We start from the raw sequence: 17,838 nt of genomic DNA, 5'->3' as shown, positions 1-17,838 counted from the left end.
CGCCACTCGCCGCCAGCGTCTCTTTCCGGGCACCTCACTCCACCTCTGCACAATCATTCATCCTGGCGTCGTCGGTGGATTCAGGCACCAGCCGCCCCTGCGACATGCGCAAGACCCGATCGAATAACGGCAACAGCCGCGGATTATGGGTGACCGTCACCAGGGTTTTACGGTTTTCACGGCAATGCGCCACCAGAGCCGACATCACCGCCGCCGCAGTCTTTTCATCCAGATTCGCCGTCGGTTCGTCCAGCACCAACACCGGGCAACGGCTGTACATGGCGCGCGCCAGCAACAGACGCTGCCGCTGCCCCAGCGACAGCCCGGCATGGCTCTCCCGCACCAGGGCGTTCACGCCCCCCGGCAGCTGCGCCACCGCGTCCGCCAGCCCCAAACTGCGCAACGCCTGTTCCACCTGCCGTTGCTGGCCCGGCGCCGACGGCGCGAACAGCGTGATGTTCTGCAACACCGAGGCGTTGAACAGAATGTCCTCCTGGCTTTGCAGGAAGAACAGCCGCTGCGCGGCGGCACTTGCCAGTACGCGCCCATCCAGCGTCAGCTCCCCCTGCTGCGGCGTCAGCAGGCAGGCGAGCACCTTCAGCAACGTGCTCTTGCCCGCGCCGGAACCGCCGCAAATGGCGATGCACTCGCCACGCTCCAGCGTCAGCGACAAATCGCACAACACCGGTTGACCAGCGTCGTAAGCGAAGGCCACCCCCCGATACGCCAACCGCGCGTCAAAATGGCTCACGCTTTCGTCCGCAGACTGGGCCCGAGCAGATACCGCAGGAAACAGATCCCGCGCGCGTTCATCGATGACGTGCAGCTGGTTTTTCTGCAAAACGGCAAAAAAGATCTTGCTGCTGTACGAAGTAAAGATTTCGCGCAGAAAGCTGTAGGCGAAGAATGCCCCCAGACTGAGCTCGCCCTCCTTGAGCAGCGGCAACGCCAGCAGCATGAACAACACCATCTCCAGACTGCCGATCAGCTGGTAAATGCTGCCTTTTATCTGTTCATAGATCTTTTGCTGCTGCAGGCAATTGAACAGCGAGCGGGCATGTTCGGCGAACCCTTCCTGCCGCTGGCCGGCCAGGCCGGCTGATTTGATGGTCGAAAACCCCTGGATGGTTTCCAGGATGAAGTCATTTTGCACCGCGCCTCGCACCTGCAGCTGCTGGGTGTAATGCCGATCGCGGTAGATGGCCCATACGCTGACCGCCCCCATCAGCAGCACGCCGACAACCGGCACCAGCGCCAGCATCGGGCTCAGGTAGCACATCACCGCCAACGCGATGGCGCCGATGATCCAGTCGGTGCGCAGGCCGTTGTCCAGTTCGATTTTCTGGCCGGCGGCCATCTGCCAGCTGGTGAAACGGCTGAAGATCTCGCCGGGGGCGCGCTTGCTGAAGAAATTGAGTGAGTTTTCCAGCAGGCGAGAAAACCCGGCGGCGCCGTGCAACAACACGAAATTTTTGATGAAGCGTTCGGTGAGGGTGCGCGCAATCAGCGCCAACGCCGTGGACGCCACAAACGCCAGCAGATAATAGGCGTAGGGGAACGCGACCTCGCCGGCCATGGCGAACACCTGATTGATCGCGCTGGCGACCATCATCGGCATGATGAACAGCGTCAGTGAGATAAAAAACGTCATCGCCGCCAGGCGATAGATGCCGGCGATGCCGGCGGTATCCTTCAGGCTTAAGCTGGCGAAAGCGCTGCGGCGGTGGCTGCGCCGGGCCGGGACGGTGGCTGGCAAATCATCGCGATCCAGCACCAACGCATAACCGCTGATTTCCGCTTTCAGGGCGGCATACGGCAGCAGCTGCTGCCCCAACGCCGGGTTCATTACGCACACGTACCCCCCCTGGCGATACGCCAATAACACATAGTGGCCCGCGCCGTAATGCAAAATGGCCGGTAACGGCAGCGCCGCCAGATCCCGGTGCTCGAACGCCACCGGATAAGCCGGTAGCGCCAGCTCTCCCAAAATGGCGCACAGCGTCGCCAGCGAAGTGCCGTGCTGCGAAGCGGGATAACGCTCCCGCAGCTCCGTCAACGGTGCGCGAATGCCCTGAGTTTCCGCCAGCATGGCGATGCAGGCCAGCCCGCACTCATTGATTTCGCTCTGCAAGACCGGCGTAGGAAGGGTGTTTTCCATACGTTGTGATATCCCTGACTTATTCGTTAATAAAAAATAAAGAGTGCGAATGCCATAGCAGCCAATCATCCGCATGCCGCCGGAGGGTTCGCTCGACGATCGCCGGCATGACGCGGCCGACCCGATCTGCGGCGACCGGTTCTTCAATGTGAATGCGGATGCCGCGATCGAAATAAAGCGAATAGAACACCACCTGAGCCCGCAACGCCCGGGACAGCCGAACGATGCCGCTGTGCAAATGCGCCGGCCGGCCGAACAGATGGCAGGCCAGTTTGGCCGCCACATCCTGATTGCTGTGCAGGGTGTAATCCGGCGTGATATCGGGGAAGAGGATGATGTTGCACCGATGTTCCGCCGCTTCCAGCATCGCCTGCGACAGGGTGCCGGCGATGTGCCGCGGATCGTCGTGAATCGAGCAATAGTCGAGCCGCTGCCGCCATTCGTCTTCCGGCGATCGCCGCGCAAACGCCTGCACATCGCCGGAAACGATCACCGTGGCCCGCCCGGGATAAACGCCCGCGCCGACCAGCGTCGCCAACACGTCGGAGACCGTATGCATCGGCGCCAGCAGCACCGGCACGCCCGCGCGATGCAGCGGTTCCACGACCTGATCAAGCTGCGCGGAACAGTGCGCCAAATGGCTCATCAACGCCGCATTGCGGGCAGAGACCGCCGCCATGTCCAGCCACTGCCGCCGCTGCATCAGCCAGGCGAAGTCCAGCTTGCCTTCACCCAACAGGCTTTGGCGGTTCGCCAGCGCTACCGCATGCCGGTGGCGAAAGCGGCGCTGCGGCCTGCTTCCCCTCAACCGCCGGCGCACCGCCAGCCACAGGCGATAGTCCACGCGCCGCAGCAGGGCACACGTCAGGCGGTTGCCCATCCCGGCACCGGCAGCCGATAAGCGGGCCATCGCGTCCAGGCCGTTGCGCCAGGCCAAATACCCCCGAACCGCGAGCAGGCGCATCAGGGGGCCAGCGGTTTATCGTGCTGCAACAGCGACAGCAGCTGCCGGCTGAAAGCGGAAAACTCGCGATCTTGCAGCGCCAGCCATTTGCGATTGACGATAAAACTGGGGGTCGCGTTGATCTGGTAATAGCGGCTTACCGCCGTCATATGCGCCAACAACGCCTTGACCCGCTCTGACTCTCTGGCCTGCCGATAGGCAGCCTCATCGATACCGTTGGCCGTCAGCCAGGCGCTAAGCTGCTTGTCGTCCGTCAGGTTGAGGTTTTCTTTGATAATGGCGCGATAAGCGGCGGGGCGATGCTGTGCTTCGATCCCCATGATCGTCAGCGTGGCGAACAGGGGCGCAAAGGCCGCCATGCCGGCTTGACTGTCGTCGCTGAGGTGCAAGCGCACCAATTTGGCGCCCGCCGGCAAACGTTTTTCCAGCTCTGCCACGCCGCTTTCGTTGACTTCACAATAGTGGCAGGCGTAAGAGAAGACTTCGACAATGGTATTATCGTCTTGCAACGGGCTTTGTTCGATTTTTTCCGGGGAGATAAAACTCAGGCTTTCCGCCTCCGCCGGTTGCATGACGTAATGTTGAAAATAAAATGCGGTCAAAAAAGAAGAGGCAAAAATAATAACGAGCGTGTAGCCGATAAAAAGCAAGGGACGTTTATACATAACGGACGCATCCTGCGTATATATTAATATTCACCCGGCAGAGTGAATACATGAAAAAGAGTTAATGCCGTAAATAATGAGAACGTAAGACGACTTTTTCGCCGGTATCAGGCGGGACAGCGCGAACGCTGCCCGCCTGCCCACCGCTAATCTAAATGCAGGGGGTCAACCCGCATCAGCTTGGCGTGGTTGGGTTAGACGGGCAGCTTGCTACCGGCGCCGGGTAATAAGACTTCTGTACGCCACCGAATTTGTTCGCACAGGTTTTCACCAGCTGGCAGGTGCGGTTGTTACCGCTGCCCACCCAGGCAAATTCCTTGGTACAAACAAAAGTACCGCCGACGATGTTTTCCGCTTCTGACAGATTGATTTTTTTCATTACAATATCCTTATTTATATTAAAACATAAACACACTACCCATTACCCTGTCGGCAGACAGAGCAATCCTTCAATACGTTTCAAAACTATTTAACCAATAACAATGAGAGCGCTTCGGGAAAAAGCATAGCCATCCCAAACGAGCAGATCAATACAATTATTTACACTGCAAGTTAAAGTTAATCAAATAAGTAACGCTCGATTACAGGACTATTCCAATTTAAATAAGACTAAAAACAAGAAAAGTAGACTAAAACCGGTTACAGCAAGAAAAATAAAAAAGGATAATTCTCAGTAAAATGAAAAAACAAATAAGAAAAATTCAGATCCGACCAGTTGGTGACGACGTGCGACACGCTGAAAAGATTGCTTCCTGCCGCGCCGGATTTACACTGGGACAAAAGGACTCTCACTCTACAGGATGCCCATGCTCGCCACCCACGAATACGCCAACGACCTGATTCTGTTCGCCCTGATCGTCGACTGCGGCTCGTTCAGCAAGGCCGCGGAGAGCGCCGGCATCACCAGCTCGGTGGTCAGTAAACGCATCGGGCGGCTGGAAAAATCGCTGGGCGCCCGTCTGCTGTACCGCACCACGCGCAGCCTGACGCTGACCGAAAGCGGCCAGGCGCTCTACCAGCAGGCCAAAGAGATCGGCGCCAAAGTGCAGGAGGCGCTGTACGCCGTCAGCGAAAAGAGCGAAGAGTTGACCGGCACCATTCGCATGTCGGTGCCGACCATTTCGGGCGAGCTGCTGCTGAGCGAGAGCGTGGCGGAATTTTGCGCTCTGCATCCCAGCCTGAAAGTCGAGATGCGGCTGGAAAATCGCTTTGCCGATCTGGTGGAAGAAGGCATCGATCTGGCGATCCGCACCGGCACCATGCCGGATTCAAGCCTGATTGCCCGGCCGATCTTCGATTCCCGCTGGGTGATCGTCTGCTCGCCGGGGTATTTGGAAAGCCACCCGGAACCGCGCTGCGCCGAAGACCTGCTCGGCCACAACTGCCTGACCTACACCTATCAGGAGAGCGGCACCGCCAACTGGCTGATGAAGCGGCCGGGGCGCAACGACATCTACGAGCTGCAGGTTAACGGCAACCTGTCGGCCAACAATGCGCGGGCGATCCGCAAAGCGGTGATCGGCGGCCACGGCATCGCCATGGTGCCACGCTGCATGGTGTATGAAGATTTGCAGGACGGCAAACTGACGGAGATCCTGGCCGGCCACTGCGGCAAGGTATTGGGCATTTACGCCGTCTATCCTTACACCCGCAATCTGCCGTTAAAAACCCGTCTGCTGATCGAGCATATCATCGGTTCCTACCAAAATATCAGCCACTATTTTTGAATTTTCCTCGCTGATTATTTCCCCGCGGCCGCAAAAGGCCGCGGAGATTACGGCATTTTTGGACATAATCTATTGAACATTACCGCTTAATTAATGTGAGCCTGCGCATTCATCACACAATAATACTTTCTATCAACATGATTTTTAATCAGTTAATTCATCCCCTTCTACCGGCCAATTTCCCACCGCCGGCGCCGTTCGCCGATGTTAAAAAAATACCGCATGGCATCGTCGTCGACGTTGTGATTAGAATGAAAATGTTGCGGTAATTAACCTTTCAGCTACATATCTCTGCCCATAAAAATAATAACCCTGAGGATCTTATGCCCCTGTTTTTCAGTATTGCGCCCATCGTCCTGCTGATTTGGATGATGACCAAAAGGAATGGCGTGCCCTCTTATCTCGCCCTGCCGCTGACGGCCGCCGTGGTCTACGCCGTACAGCTCCTGTGGTTCGATGCCTCGCTGCGGCTGCTGCATGCCAATATCATCACCGCGCTGGTATCGACGCTGACGCCGATCACCATCATCGCCGGCGCCATCCTGCTCAACAAACTGATGCAGGTAAGCGGCGCGGAGAACGTAGTGCGCCGCTGGCTGGAAACCATCAGCCCCAATCCCGTGGCCCAGCTGATGATTATCGGCTGGGCGTTCGCCTTTATGATTGAGGGCGCCAGCGGCTTCGGCACCCCGGCCGCCATCGCCGCGCCGATTCTGGTCGGGCTGGGCTTCAACCCGCTGCGCGTCGCCCTGCTGACACTGGTGATGAACTCGGTGCCGGTCTCCTTCGGCGCCGTGGGCACCCCCACCTGGTTCGGCTTTGCCAACCTCGGCCTGTCGGACGCCAGCCTGCTGGAGATCGGCCGGCAGACCGCGCTGATCCATTTTGTCGCCGGCTTCGTCATTCCTCTGCTGGCGCTGCGCTTTATCGTTTCCTGGCAGGATATCCGCCGCAACCTGCCGTTTATCCTGCTCAGCGTGCTGAGCTGCACCCTGCCCTATCTGCTGCTGGCTCAGGTGAACTATGAATTCCCGGCGCTGGTCGGCGGCGCCATCGGCCTGGCGCTGTCGGTGCTGCTGGCGCGCGGCGGCATCGGCCTCGCCCGCAGCGGCAAACCGCAGAGCGCCGGGCAGGCGGTGCCGTTCATGCAGGTGGTCAAGGCCATGACCCCAACCCTGCTGCTGATTGCTATCCTGATAGTGACGCGCGTCCACCAGCTGGGCCTTAAAGCCTTGCTCAACAACACCGCGCTGCTGTGGCAGGAAAACCTCGGCTGGCTCGGGGAGCTGCGCATCAGCCGGGCGCTGATCGTCGAACTGCAGCAGGTGCTGGGCACCTCCGCCGCCGCCGGCTACAAAACGCTGTATGTCCCGGCGCTGATCCCGTTCCTGCTGGTCGTGCTGCTGTGCATTCCGCTGTTCCGTCTGAATGGCGGCCAGGTGCGGCAAATGTTCAGCGAAACCGGCGGGCGCATCGCGCGGCCCTTTATCGCCCTGTTCGGCGCGCTGGTGATGGTCAACCTGATGATGCAGGGCGGCGACAACGCGCCGGTGATCCTGATCGGTAAAGCACTGGCGGCGCTGACCGGCGAGAGCTGGCTACTGTTCTCTTCGTTCCTCGGCGCGTTGGGATCGTTCTTCTCCGGTTCCAATACCGTTTCGAACCTGACGTTCGGCGGCATTCAGCAATCGATCGCCCAGAGCAGTGGCCTTGACGTCAACCTGACGCTGGCCTTGCAGTCCGTCGGCGGCGCCATGGGCAATATGGTGTGCCTGAACAACATTATCGCGGTCTGTTCGATCCTCGGGATCGGTAACGCCGAAGGCAAAATCATCAGAAAGACCGTACTGCCGATGCTGGCGTACGGCGGGATTGCGGCCGGTATGGCGGCGATCCTCACGCTCTGACTAACCACTCGTTATCGCAAGCAAGACAAGAAGGTAAACACTATGATCATCTCCGCGTCAACCGACTACCGGGCCGCCGCCCAGGCCAAATTGCCGCCGTTTCTGTTTCACTACATCGACGGCGGGGCCTACGCGGAGCATACGCTGAAGCGCAATACCGCGGATCTGGCCGATATTGCCCTGCGCCAGCGCGTGCTGCGCAATATGTCCGAACTCAGCCTGCAGACCACGCTGTTCGGCGAGCAGCTGGCGATGCCGGTGGCGCTGGGGCCGGTGGGGCTGACCGGCATGTACGCCCGCCGCGGCGAAGTGCAGGCCGCGCGCGCCGCGGCTAAAAAAGGCATTCCGTTCACGCTGTCCACCGTGTCGGTCTGCCCGATCGAAGAGGTGGCGCCGGCGATCGATCGGCCGATGTGGTTCCAGCTCTACGTGCTGAAAGATCGCGGCTTTATGCGCAATGCGCTGGAGCGCGCCAAGGCCGCCGGCGTGAAAACGCTGGTGTTCACCGTCGACATGCCGGTGCCCGGCGCCCGTTATCGCGACGCCCACTCGGGGATGAGCGGCCCTAATGCCGCCCTGCGCCGTGTGCTGCAGGCGTTTGCGCATCCGCAGTGGGCCTGGGATGTCGGCCTGCTCGGCAAGCCGCACGATCTGGGCAACGTCTCGGCCTACCGCGGTAAACCGACCAGCCTGGAAGACTACATCGGCTGGCTGGGCGCCAACTTCGATCCGTCGATTTCCTGGAAAGATCTGGAGTGGATCCGTGAATTCTGGGACGGCCCGATGATCATCAAAGGCATTCTCGATCCGGAAGACGCCAAAGACGCGGTGCGCTTCGGCGCCGACGGCATCATCGTCTCCAACCACGGTGGCCGCCAGCTGGACGGCGTGCTGTCGACCGCGCGCGCCATGCCGGCGATCGCCGACGCGGTGAAAGGCGACATTACCCTGCTGGCCGACTCCGGCATCCGCAGCGGCCTGGACGTAGTGCGCATGATCGCGCTGGGCGCCGACAGCGTGCTGCTGGGGCGCGCCTTCGTCTATGCGCTGGCGGCGGCCGGTGAAGCCGGGGTGGCTAACTTGCTGGATCTGATCGACAAGGAAATGCGCGTCGCCATGACGCTCACCGGCGCGAAAACCATTGCGGAAATCAACGCCGGATCGCTGGTCAGAAACGCCTGAATCAAAGCGGCTGCACGCCTTCCGGGTAGGCGTTATAGCTCATCTTGCTGATGAAGGCCCCGGCCGGTGACACCAACACCCGGCCGGCGGCGTCCAGCCCGAGGAAGGTGCCGGTGCAGCGCCCGGAAATAAAGTCGAAGAAGAACACCGAGCACACCGGGATGATCTTTTCCCGGAAGGTGAACAGGAACATCTCGTCCTCAAACTTGTAGTAGGTGGCGTAGTCCATGTCGCCGTGACCGAATTGTTCGCCGCGCAGGTTTTGCCAGGCGTAGCGCTCGGTGTTGACATAGAAATGTTCGTAATAGTGGTTGGGGCTGTAGACGTTCAGCGTGCGATAGCCGATAAGCTCGCGGGTCAGATGCGGCGCGACGCCACCCGGCGTGGCGCCGACAATCCGGCCGACGTAGAAGCTTTGCTTGAGGCGGGACCCCTTTTCCACCGTCTGTTCCGGCAACAGCGTGCTGCGCACCAGCAGCGCCCGGCCGCTGTCACGATTGAGTACCAGCGTCAGGCACTCGTTGCCCGGCGACTGCAGCGGAATATTGAAGAAATAGCGCGCGGCGGAGGTTTGCACCTCTTCGTAAGCGTCCTCGCCGCTCTCCCCGCCCCAGGCCCACAGCACCCGCTGCCGATCGGCGCTGAAGCGCAGCGTGATTTCCCCGCTGCTTTCAAAAGCGATCTGCAGCGTTTTGCCGCGCCAATCCTGGGTGCCCGGCAGCCGGTTAGTGTCGATACCGCGCGCAAAATCGTCGTAATTCTTCCAGTCCGGTTCGGCATTCTGATTCAGTACGGATTGTTCTGCTGACATCTTCGCTCTCCTTGATTGAATGGGATGAAAACCGCCTCAAACGTCGGCGACGCCCGCCGGTTTCACCGCTCTGCGGCTCACCACCGCAGGTGCAGTTTCATCGAGAAAACAACTCAGTACGCCGGCGCACACGGCGCCGGTAGCCGCCAGCCACATCACGCTGACCAGCCCATAGCGATCGGCGATCAGCCCGGCGATAAACGGCGCCAGACAGCCGCCAATCACCTCGCCAATCCCCATCACCAGCCCCAACGCGGTCGCGATGCGGGCCGGCGACACCGTTTCAGACGGGATGGTGGCCATAAACAGCGTGAAGCAGCCAAGGCCGGTATAAGACAGGAACACCAGCACACCCAGCAGCCACGGGTTATCGACGTAGCTGAGGAACAGCGGGCAGCACACCGCCAGCAGCGAAAAGAAGATCAGCGTCGGCTTGCGGCCAAGGCGATCGGAAATCGCCGGCACCGCCACGCCCCAAAACACCCAGGCGGCGCCGATGGCGCTCATGATGCCGCCCATCGTGCCCTCGCTGAAGCCACGGTCGGTCACCAAAAAGTTGGGGGTGAAGGTAATGATGATCATGAACCAGGTGACGAACACGCAGGAGATCAGAATGCACAGCGCTACGTTCTTGATTTTAAACAGCTCGCCGTAAGCGCCTTTGTTCGCCGCCTTGTCGGCCGCCGGCGCGGCGCTGAAAGCGGGATCCTTCTTGCCGTTCACATAACGATAGATCAGCCACGCCAGAATGATGCCCGGCACGGCGGTCAGGTGAAACGCCATGCTCCAGCCCCACTTCTGCGCCAGATAGATGATCAGCGGCGGCGCGATAATACCGCCCAACAATCCCGGCGCCGCCCCCTGGATCAGCCCCATATTGAAGCCGCGGCGCTGCGGCTGCGATTTTTCCACCATCAGCGATTGCGCGATCGGCAGCACCGGCCCTTCGGCGATCCCCATCAGCGCGCGGAAGATCAATAACATGGCAAAGCCGCTGACCAGCCCCGACAGCGCGGAGAACAGCGAAAACACCAGGCTCGACAGGATCAGCATCGGTTTGCGGATATTAAAGCGATCGGCTATCGCCCCCAGCCCCGCGCCAGATAGCGCCCAGGTCAATGCCAGCACCGCCGACAGCGTGCCAAGATGCACGTTACTCAGCTTCAAATCGGCGGCAATCATCGGAAACAGAAAAGAGATGGTCAGACGATCGACGAACACGCAGCCGAAAACGAAAAACAAAATAATCAGCAATCGGTTCTCTTCGCTCAATCGCGAGCGCTGTCCTGGCGAATTATTCATAGCGTCATTGGTCCATAAGTTAACTTATAAATGGCGAGCGGCCATGGCATAAGTCGGTTGAGCGCTCGGCCAAAAGAGATATTGGCCATCGGTCACGATAACAACTCATTAACATGTTAATGATATAAACTTATCTCAAGCTACGGGCATGTCAAACAGCCGTTGAAAACGGCGACGGAGAGGCAATTCAGGTATTTTTCACAGAACGCGAATGACATGAAAATAAATCAAAATCATGTTTTTAATGATTTAAATAAAATTAAACGGCACTTTTTACTTTTATCGAAAAAGCCAAAACGCGCTGATTTATAAACAGGTTAATAAATAAAACTTAACTCCTGCTTATAAATGGCCGGTATTTCCCTTTTCATCAGCCGCATTACCCCGCCCTCTTTATTATTTGAATCCGTTTGCTTTATAGCGGCTATAACGAGAACTATTAACTCCATTGTGTTAATCAATAATCACGCAATGACATTATCAATGCTGAATGATAATAAAAGCGCAGGCCGTGACAGGAATCACAAACAGACCGCCCCTTAACGCCCTGGTAGCGGGTTATTACCGGCGCGGCTAGCTTATGCCAACTCGATCCAACCCCGGATGGGAAAACAACGGCATGATAAGCGGCAGGCAACCAGCAAGGAGATGAACATGACGACAGCACTGACAAAAGCCGGTTTCTGGCGCAAAACCGCCGACTCTTCATCGCTGCGTGAGCCGCGCGTGCTGATTCGGGTCTACGTTGGCGAAGGCGAAATCGACCGCGCCATCGCCTTTTACGAACAGCTGCACGGCGTAACGGCGGACATGCGCTTCGATTTTCCCGAACATCGGCTGGTATTGGCGGCGGTGGGGCCGTTTCTGATCCTGGAAGGGGCGGAAGAGCAGTTGCGCCCTTTCCGCAGCACCGTCGGCACGCTGCTGGTCGATGACATTTATCCCTACCACCAGCGGCTGCTGGCCGCCGGCGCCGAGATTTTCTTCGGCCCGGTGGAGGTGCCCACCGGCGCCTGTTTCAATGCGCGCCTGCCGGACGGCACGATTGTCGAGTACGTGCATCACCGGCCGCGCGCGGGCGAATAAACCGCCTCAGGGCAGCGCCGGCTTCATGGCGTAACGGCGCAGATCCTTGCGCAGGCTGATCATGTACAGCACGATCACCGCCGAGAACGGCAGGCCGCACAGCACCACCGCGGTCTGCATCGCGCTGAAACTGCCGGCGTACAGCAAGCCGGCGCATACCAACGTGGTGACCGCTGCCCAGAACACGCGCAGCCAGGCCGGCGCGTCATCATGGGCGGAGCCGCCCTGGCAGGAGAGGTTGGCTATCATCAGCGTGCCGGAATCGACCGGCGTCAGGAACAGCACGAAGCTGATCACCACCACAAAGCCGGCGGTCAGTTGGGTATAGGGCAAGTATTCGAACAGCTTGAACACCGCCATCGGCGGATCGCTTTGCGCCACCTGCCCCAGGATCGCCTGCCCGCCTTCCAGCACCAGACTGATGGCGGTATTGCCGAAGATCGACAGCCACGCCAGCGTGAAGCCCAGCGGGATCAGCAGCACGCCGAAAATCAGTTCGCGAATGGTGCGCCCTTTGGAGATGCGCGCGATGAACAGCCCGACGAACGGCGCCCACGCCACCCACCAGGCCCAGTAGAACAGCGTCCAGGCACCCTGCCATTGGCGAGCCTTGCCGTACAGATACATATCGAAGCTGCGGCTGACCAGCGAGGTGAGATAATCGCCGAGGTTCTGCAACATGCCGTTCAGCAGGTTCAGCGTCGGTCCGGCCAAAAACACGAACAGCAGCAGCAGGCACAGGAAGCCGACGTTGATGTTCGACAGCATGGCGATGCCCTTCTCGACGCCGGTGACCGCCGCCAGCGTGGCCACCACCATCATCACCACGATCAGCGCCAGCAGCACGCCGGTGCTTTGCGGGATGTCGAACAGATAAAACAGCCCGGAGTTCACCAGCAGCGCGCCGATCCCCAGGTTGGTCACCATCGAGATCACCGTCACCAGAATGCCGAAGCTGTCCACCAGATGACCGACACAACCGTGGGTGCGCTCGCCGAAGATCGGGTATAGCGCAGAACGCAGCGCCAGCGGCAGGCCGCGGCAATAGGCGAAATAGGCCAGCGCGGTGGCGATCAGCGCATACAGCGCCCAGCCGTGCAGCCCCCAGTGCAAAAAGGTCAGCGCCATCGCCTGTCGTGCCGCCTGCACGGTGCCGCCGCTGCCTTCCGGTGGCGACAGGAAGTGATCCAGCGGCTCATAGGCGCCGTAGTACACCAGCGCAATGCCGATGCCCGACGAGAACAGCATCGCCACCCACGAGGGATAGCTGAACTGCGGCGGCTCGTCATCCTGGCTGAGGCGAATATGGCCGAAGCGCGACAGCGCCAGCCAGAACACGAATGCCATGCAGGCGACCATCAATAACATGTAGTACCAGCCGAATACGTCGGCGACCCAGCTTTGCGCGGCGTTCAGCCACAGTTTGCTGGCGGAGGGGAACAGAACGACCAGCGTTCCCAGCAGCAGGATCACCGCCGCCGAGCCGAAAAATACCGGAACATTCAATCTGACAGGTTCTTCGTCAAGCGATGGGGGAGTTTTTGTTGTCATTGGCAGGCTTCCATGATGCGAAAGACAGACGATTTCAATGCAACTTTTAGTTAACATATTATCGCCATTTATTTGACATTTTCGCAGCATATAGAGTATTGATTGACCGTTCAATCAATCAAATCCAAAGTGTGATTGGCCTATCAGTTGAGGAAAATATGTACCGAAGAGACATTCCGGAACAGCGTAAGGAACAGTTGATTAACGCCGCCTTCGAGACCATTAATGTCGTCGGGCTGGCCGGCGTCACCCTGTCTCAGGTGGCGAAAGAAGCCGGGCTGTCGACCGGCATCGTCAGCCACTATTTTGGCGATAAAGAGGGGCTGCTGAGCGCCACCATGCGCAAAATCCTGCGCGACCTGCGCGATGCGGTGGCCGAGTGCCGCGCGCAGGCGGCAAGCGACAGCCAGTCACAGCTGTTCGCCATTATCCAGGGCAACTTCCACCCCAGCCAAACCAATGCCGTGTCCATGCGCGCCTGGCTCGACTTCTGGGCCGCCAGCATGCATCAGCCGGTGCTGCGCCGCCTGCAGCGCGCCAACGATCGGCGGCTCTATTCCAATATTTGCAGCCAGTTCCGCCGCGAGCTGCCGCTGCCGCAGGCGCGCGACGCGGCGCGCGGGCTGGCGGCGATGATCGATGGGCTCTGGCTGCGCGGCAGCCTGGCCGGCGACGAGACGGACCTGAAGCAGGACTGCCGCATCGCCTGCGACTACGTGATACAACGGCTCAAGGCCGCGCCATCGGCGGCGTGATCGCCTCCGTCAGTGTGGCTCCTGCTCTTCGCTGTACTGGGTTTGCCACATCGCGGCGTAGCGGCCGTTAGCCGCCAGCAGCGCCTCGTGCCCCCCGCGCTCGACGATCTCCCCCGCCTCCAGCACGATGATTTCATCGGCGTCCACCACGGTGGAGAGCCGGTGGGCGATTACCAGCGTGGTGTGGTTGCGGCTTACCTCGCGCAGGTGCCCCTGGATTTCGCGCTCGGTCTGGGTATCCAGCGCGCTGGTCGCCTCGTCGAACACCAGGATGGCCGGATTTTTCAGAATGGTGCGCGCGATCGCCACCCGCTGCTTTTCACCGCCCGACAGCTTCAGCCCGCGCTCGCCCACCCGGGTGTCGTAACCGTCGGGCAAACCGACGATAAAATCATGGATATGCGCCAGCCGCGCCGCCCGCTCGATTTCTTCATCGCTGGAGCCGGTTTTGCCGTAGCCGATGTTGTAGCGCAGCGTATCGTTGAACAGCACCGTATCCTGCGGCACGATGCCGATCGCCTGCCGCAGGCTGGCCTGGGTCAGTTGGCGAATGTCCTGGCCGTCGAGGGTAATGGCGCCGCCCTGCACGTCGTAGAAACGGAACAGCAGGCGCGACAGCGTGGACTTGCCCGCGCCGGAGGCGCCGACCACCGCCACCGTGTGGCCCGCCGGAATGGTAAAACTCACCTGCTTGAGGATCGGCCGCCGCGTGTCGTAACCGAAGCTGACCGCGTCGAACCGCACTTCGCCGCGATCGAGACGCAGCGGCTGCGCATCCGGGCTATCGACGATCTCACGCTTTTCCTGCAGCAGATCGAACATGTTTTCCATGTCGATCAGCGCCTGGCGCACCTCGGAATAAATAAAGCCGAAGAAGTTCAGCGGCTGATACAGCTGCAGCAGATAGGCGTTGACCAGCACGAAGTCGCCGACCGTCATCGTTCCCTGCGTAATGCCCTGCGCCGCCATGGCCATCATCACGATCAGCCCGATCGAAATAATGGCGGTTTGCCCCAGGTTGATCGCCGTAAAACTGAATTGGTTCTTGATGGCGGCGTATTCGTACAGCCGGCGCGACAGGTCGAAGCGCTCGGCTTCGAATTCTTCATTGCCGAAGTACTTCACGGTCTCATAGTTCAGCAGGCTGTCGATGGATTTGCTGTTGGCGTCGGCGTTGGCCTTGTTGAGCTCGCGGCGAAAGCGGGTGCGCCAGCTGACCGCCAGCACGGTAAACAGGATGTAGCAGCCGACCGTCGTCAGGATCGCCAGCGCGAACCAGCCGTTCAGCATGTGCCACATGATCGCCGTGACCAGCGAGAGCTCGAACAGGATCGGCACGATGGAGAACAGCAGCCGCGACAGCACCGTGGACACCGCCTGGGTGCCGCGCTCGATGGACAACGACAGCCCGCCGGTCTGGCGCTCCAGATGGAAGCGCAGGCTCAGCGCATGCAGCTGGCGAAACACCCGCACGCCCAGCAGGCGCGTGGCGTTCTGGCTGACGTGAATGAACATCACGTTGCGCAGTTCCTCAAACAGCGCGCCGCCCACCCGCGCCACGCCGTAGGCGACGATCAGCCCCAGCGGCACCGCCAGCATTTTCGCCGTCTCGCCGCTCAGCGCATCGACCATCGCTTTGTAGGCCAGCGGCACCAGCGTGGTGCTGACCTTGGCCGCCACCATGAACACGAAGGCCACCACCAGATACGCACGCAGCCGCGGGTTGTCTTTCGGCCACAGGTAGGGCAGCAGGAATTTCAGCAAACGGGAACGATCCATCATGTAATATTCATCTTCTCGGTCGGGATCGCGGCGCACGGCCGCGCGGGGGTTATGAGTTTGGCCTGGCCGGCGGCGAACGCCGCAGCCATCCCGTTTTCCTGCGGCGGCAACTCAGCATCATCCGTCAGGAGAAGCGGCGGCGGCTCGGGCAAAGTTCAGGCATGGAGGAGACAATCACATGACCCAGACGTATGCAAAGCGCTTTGCGCAGGTCTTTGACTATATCGACCGCCACCTGGACGAGGCGCTCACCGTCGAAAAACTGAGCGAAGTGGCCCACTTTTCGCGCTTTCACTTTCAACGCCAGTTTAGCGCGTATTGCGGCATCTCGGTGTGGCGTTATATCCAGTGGATGAGGCTCAAACGCGCCTCGTACCGCCTGGCGTATAACCCACTGGAGCCGGTGATTGACATCGCGCTGGACGCCGGTTTTCAAAACCCGGAGTCCTTCAGTCGCGCCTTCAAACAGGCGTTCAGCCAAACGCCAAGCCAGTTTCGCAAACGGCCGGCCTGGATCGATTGGCAGCAGCGCTTTCCCGAGCCGAAACACACAAGGAAACAACCCATGAAGGTAGACATTGTCGACTTCCCGGCCACGCCGGTGGCGATGATCGAACATCGCGGCCCGTCCGCGCTGGTCAACGAAACCGCCGCACGCTTTATCGAGTGGCGCAAAACCAGCGGCCTGTCGCCGGTCAGAAGCAGCCGCACTTACGGCATCGCACCGCACGATCCGGCCACCACCGAAGCGCAGGACTTCCGCTTCTTCATTTGCGGCGAGGTCACTGCGCCGATCCCCGAAGACAACGCCTTCGGCGTGGTGAACAGCACGCTGCCGGCCGGACGCTGCGCGGTGCTGCGCCATCACGGCTCGCTGGATGGGCTGTCTGAAAGCGCTCGCCATCTCTACAGCGAGTGGTTGCCGAACAGCGGCGAGGAACCGCGCGATTTTCCGCTCTATTTCCACTACCACAACTTTGTGCACGAGGTGGCGGAATATGAACTGGTGACCGATCTTTACCTGCCGCTGAAATAACAAAAGTCAGGCTCCTCACGGAGCCTGACTGACGTCAACAAGACGGCGACGAACCCTGCGGCGGCAAATAACGCTGCGGATCGAGCGCGGTCGCGCGGTAGCGGATCTGGAAGTGCAGGAATACCGAATCGGTGCCGGTGCTGCCCATGGTGCCGATCTTCTGCCCCGCTTTCACATCCTGACCGTTGCGCACCAGCGTGGTGTCGTTGTGCGCATAGGCGGTAATGAAGTCCTCACCGTGCTTAATCATGATCAGATTGCCGTAGCCGCGCAGCTGGTTGCCGACGTACACCACTTTGCCCTTGGCGGAAGCGTAGATCGGCTGGCCGCGCTTGCCGGCGATATCGATGCCCTTGTTGCCGCCGTCGGAATTGGAGTACGCCTGCACGATCCGACCGCTGGTCGGCCAGCGCCAGCAGCGGGAAGCGCCCGGCGGCGGCGTTTGTTTGACGATTGCGGCGGAAGACGACTTTTTACGGCGCGTAGCGGCGGTTTTGGCCGGCGCGCTGCCGCTCAGCCGCAGTTTCTGCCCCACCTCGAGGCTATAAGGCGGACGAATTTTGTTGATTCTGGCCAGCTCGCTGACTTCACTGTCGGTGATCCAGGCGATGTAATACAGCGTATCGCCCCGTTTGACGGTATAGGTTTTGCCGGAATAACTGCCCTTCGGCAGTTTGTCATAGTCGCGGTTATAGGTGTTTTTGCCCGAACACCCGGCCAACAGCAGCCCCAATGCCAAACACACCGCCACGCGGCGCCACCCTGCCAGTTTGCTTCCTGTGCTCAAATCCTGTCCCCAGTCGTCGTTTCGGTTCTGATACGCGTCAGCCGCACAGTGTAACATTTGCGCCGGGTCAGTCAAAAAAGGGGGATAAAGGGGGGCGATAAACAACACGAAAATGGCGCCCTCAG

General features: G+C 59.9%; 15 protein-coding genes. 6 read left to right on the top strand and 9 right to left on the bottom strand.

What is annotated here, in order from left to right:
* Positions 1-34: 34 nt before the first annotated feature.
* The 4 genes from ACJ8PI_RS22720 to ACJ8PI_RS22705 form a co-directional block, all read right to left on the bottom strand.
* Positions 35-2,158, bottom strand: a complete 2,124-nt coding sequence (locus ACJ8PI_RS22720) for a peptidase domain-containing ABC transporter (RefSeq protein WP_121535346.1) — start codon at positions 2,156-2,158, stop codon at positions 35-37.
* A 19-nt stretch (positions 2,159-2,177) separates the two neighbouring features.
* Positions 2,178-3,122, bottom strand: coding sequence for an ABC transporter (locus ACJ8PI_RS22715; RefSeq protein ID WP_164134713.1), 945 nt, complete (start codon positions 3,120-3,122; stop codon positions 2,178-2,180).
* A complete protein-coding gene (locus ACJ8PI_RS22710; protein WP_033654086.1) occupies positions 3,122-3,787 on the bottom strand; it encodes a DsbA family protein in 666 nt (221 codons plus the stop codon). Before ACJ8PI_RS22710 ends, ACJ8PI_RS22715 begins: the two co-directional genes overlap by 1 nt.
* Before the next feature lie 175 nt (positions 3,788-3,962).
* Complete coding sequence (locus tag ACJ8PI_RS22705) at positions 3,963-4,166, bottom strand: DUF4762 family protein (protein ID WP_033635804.1); 204 nt, start codon at positions 4,164-4,166, stop codon at positions 3,963-3,965.
* Between the two features lie 427 nt (positions 4,167-4,593).
* On the opposite strand from ACJ8PI_RS22705, the gene ACJ8PI_RS22700 reads away from it, so the two are divergent.
* The 3 genes from ACJ8PI_RS22700 (at position 4,594) to lldD (ending at position 8,603) form a co-directional block, all read left to right on the top strand.
* Positions 4,594-5,514 carry a LysR family transcriptional regulator gene (locus ACJ8PI_RS22700; RefSeq protein ID WP_033654085.1) on the top strand — a complete coding sequence of 307 codons (921 nt, stop codon included), beginning with the start codon at positions 4,594-4,596 and terminating at the stop codon, positions 5,512-5,514.
* Between the two features lie 323 nt (positions 5,515-5,837).
* A complete protein-coding gene (locus tag ACJ8PI_RS22695) occupies positions 5,838-7,421 on the top strand; it encodes an L-lactate permease (RefSeq protein WP_033654084.1) in 1,584 nt (527 codons plus the stop codon).
* A 42-nt stretch (positions 7,422-7,463) separates the two neighbouring features.
* The gene (lldD, locus tag ACJ8PI_RS22690) at positions 7,464-8,603 is read left to right on the top strand and encodes an FMN-dependent L-lactate dehydrogenase LldD (protein ID WP_033649469.1); all 1,140 of its coding nucleotides are present in this window, start codon (positions 7,464-7,466) and stop codon (positions 8,601-8,603) included.
* Position 8,604: 1 nt separating this feature from the next.
* Here the strand turns inward: lldD and ACJ8PI_RS22685 are convergent, their stop codons facing one another.
* The gene (locus ACJ8PI_RS22685) at positions 8,605-9,414 is read right to left on the bottom strand and encodes a MoaF C-terminal domain-containing protein (RefSeq protein WP_049232273.1); all 810 of its coding nucleotides are present in this window, start codon (positions 9,412-9,414) and stop codon (positions 8,605-8,607) included.
* Between the two features lie 36 nt (positions 9,415-9,450).
* On the bottom strand, positions 9,451-10,668 hold the full coding sequence (locus ACJ8PI_RS22680) for an MFS transporter (protein WP_164134712.1): 1,218 nt from the start codon (positions 10,666-10,668) through the stop codon (positions 9,451-9,453).
* Between the two features lie 702 nt (positions 10,669-11,370).
* Here ACJ8PI_RS22680 and ACJ8PI_RS22675 point away from each other — a divergent pair.
* Positions 11,371-11,802, top strand: a complete 432-nt coding sequence (locus tag ACJ8PI_RS22675) for a VOC family protein (protein WP_033649466.1) — start codon at positions 11,371-11,373, stop codon at positions 11,800-11,802.
* 6 nt (positions 11,803-11,808) lie between these two features.
* On the opposite strand, the gene ACJ8PI_RS22670 is transcribed toward ACJ8PI_RS22675, so the two are convergent.
* Positions 11,809-13,353 (bottom strand): BCCT family transporter, encoded by a 1,545-nt coding sequence (locus ACJ8PI_RS22670; RefSeq protein ID WP_033654079.1) that lies wholly within the window; start codon positions 13,351-13,353, stop codon positions 11,809-11,811.
* 158 nt (positions 13,354-13,511) lie between these two features.
* On the opposite strand from ACJ8PI_RS22670, the gene betI reads away from it, so the two are divergent.
* Positions 13,512-14,108: a transcriptional regulator BetI gene (gene betI, locus ACJ8PI_RS22665; RefSeq protein ID WP_033649464.1), complete on the top strand. Its 597-nt coding sequence runs from the start codon at positions 13,512-13,514 to the stop codon at positions 14,106-14,108.
* 9 nt (positions 14,109-14,117) lie between these two features.
* On the opposite strand, the gene ACJ8PI_RS22660 is transcribed toward betI, so the two are convergent.
* Positions 14,118-15,887 (bottom strand): ABCB family ABC transporter ATP-binding protein/permease, encoded by a 1,770-nt coding sequence (locus ACJ8PI_RS22660; RefSeq protein WP_041038101.1) that lies wholly within the window; start codon positions 15,885-15,887, stop codon positions 14,118-14,120.
* A gap of 181 nt (positions 15,888-16,068) precedes the next feature.
* Here ACJ8PI_RS22660 and ACJ8PI_RS22655 point away from each other — a divergent pair, with 181 nt between their 5' ends.
* The gene (locus tag ACJ8PI_RS22655; RefSeq protein WP_060424033.1) at positions 16,069-16,926 is read left to right on the top strand and encodes an AraC family transcriptional regulator; all 858 of its coding nucleotides are present in this window, start codon (positions 16,069-16,071) and stop codon (positions 16,924-16,926) included.
* A 34-nt stretch (positions 16,927-16,960) separates the two neighbouring features.
* On the opposite strand, the gene actS is transcribed toward ACJ8PI_RS22655, so the two are convergent.
* Positions 16,961-17,713 (bottom strand): amidase activator ActS, encoded by a 753-nt coding sequence (gene actS, locus ACJ8PI_RS22650; RefSeq protein WP_033635813.1) that lies wholly within the window; start codon positions 17,711-17,713, stop codon positions 16,961-16,963.
* Positions 17,714-17,838 lie beyond the last annotated feature (125 nt).

Source organism: Serratia sp. CY82433 (genome assembly GCF_052166535.1).
Lineage (GTDB): Bacteria > Pseudomonadota > Gammaproteobacteria > Enterobacterales > Enterobacteriaceae > Serratia > Serratia sarumanii.
This window is presented reverse-complemented; position numbering and strand designations above follow the sequence as displayed.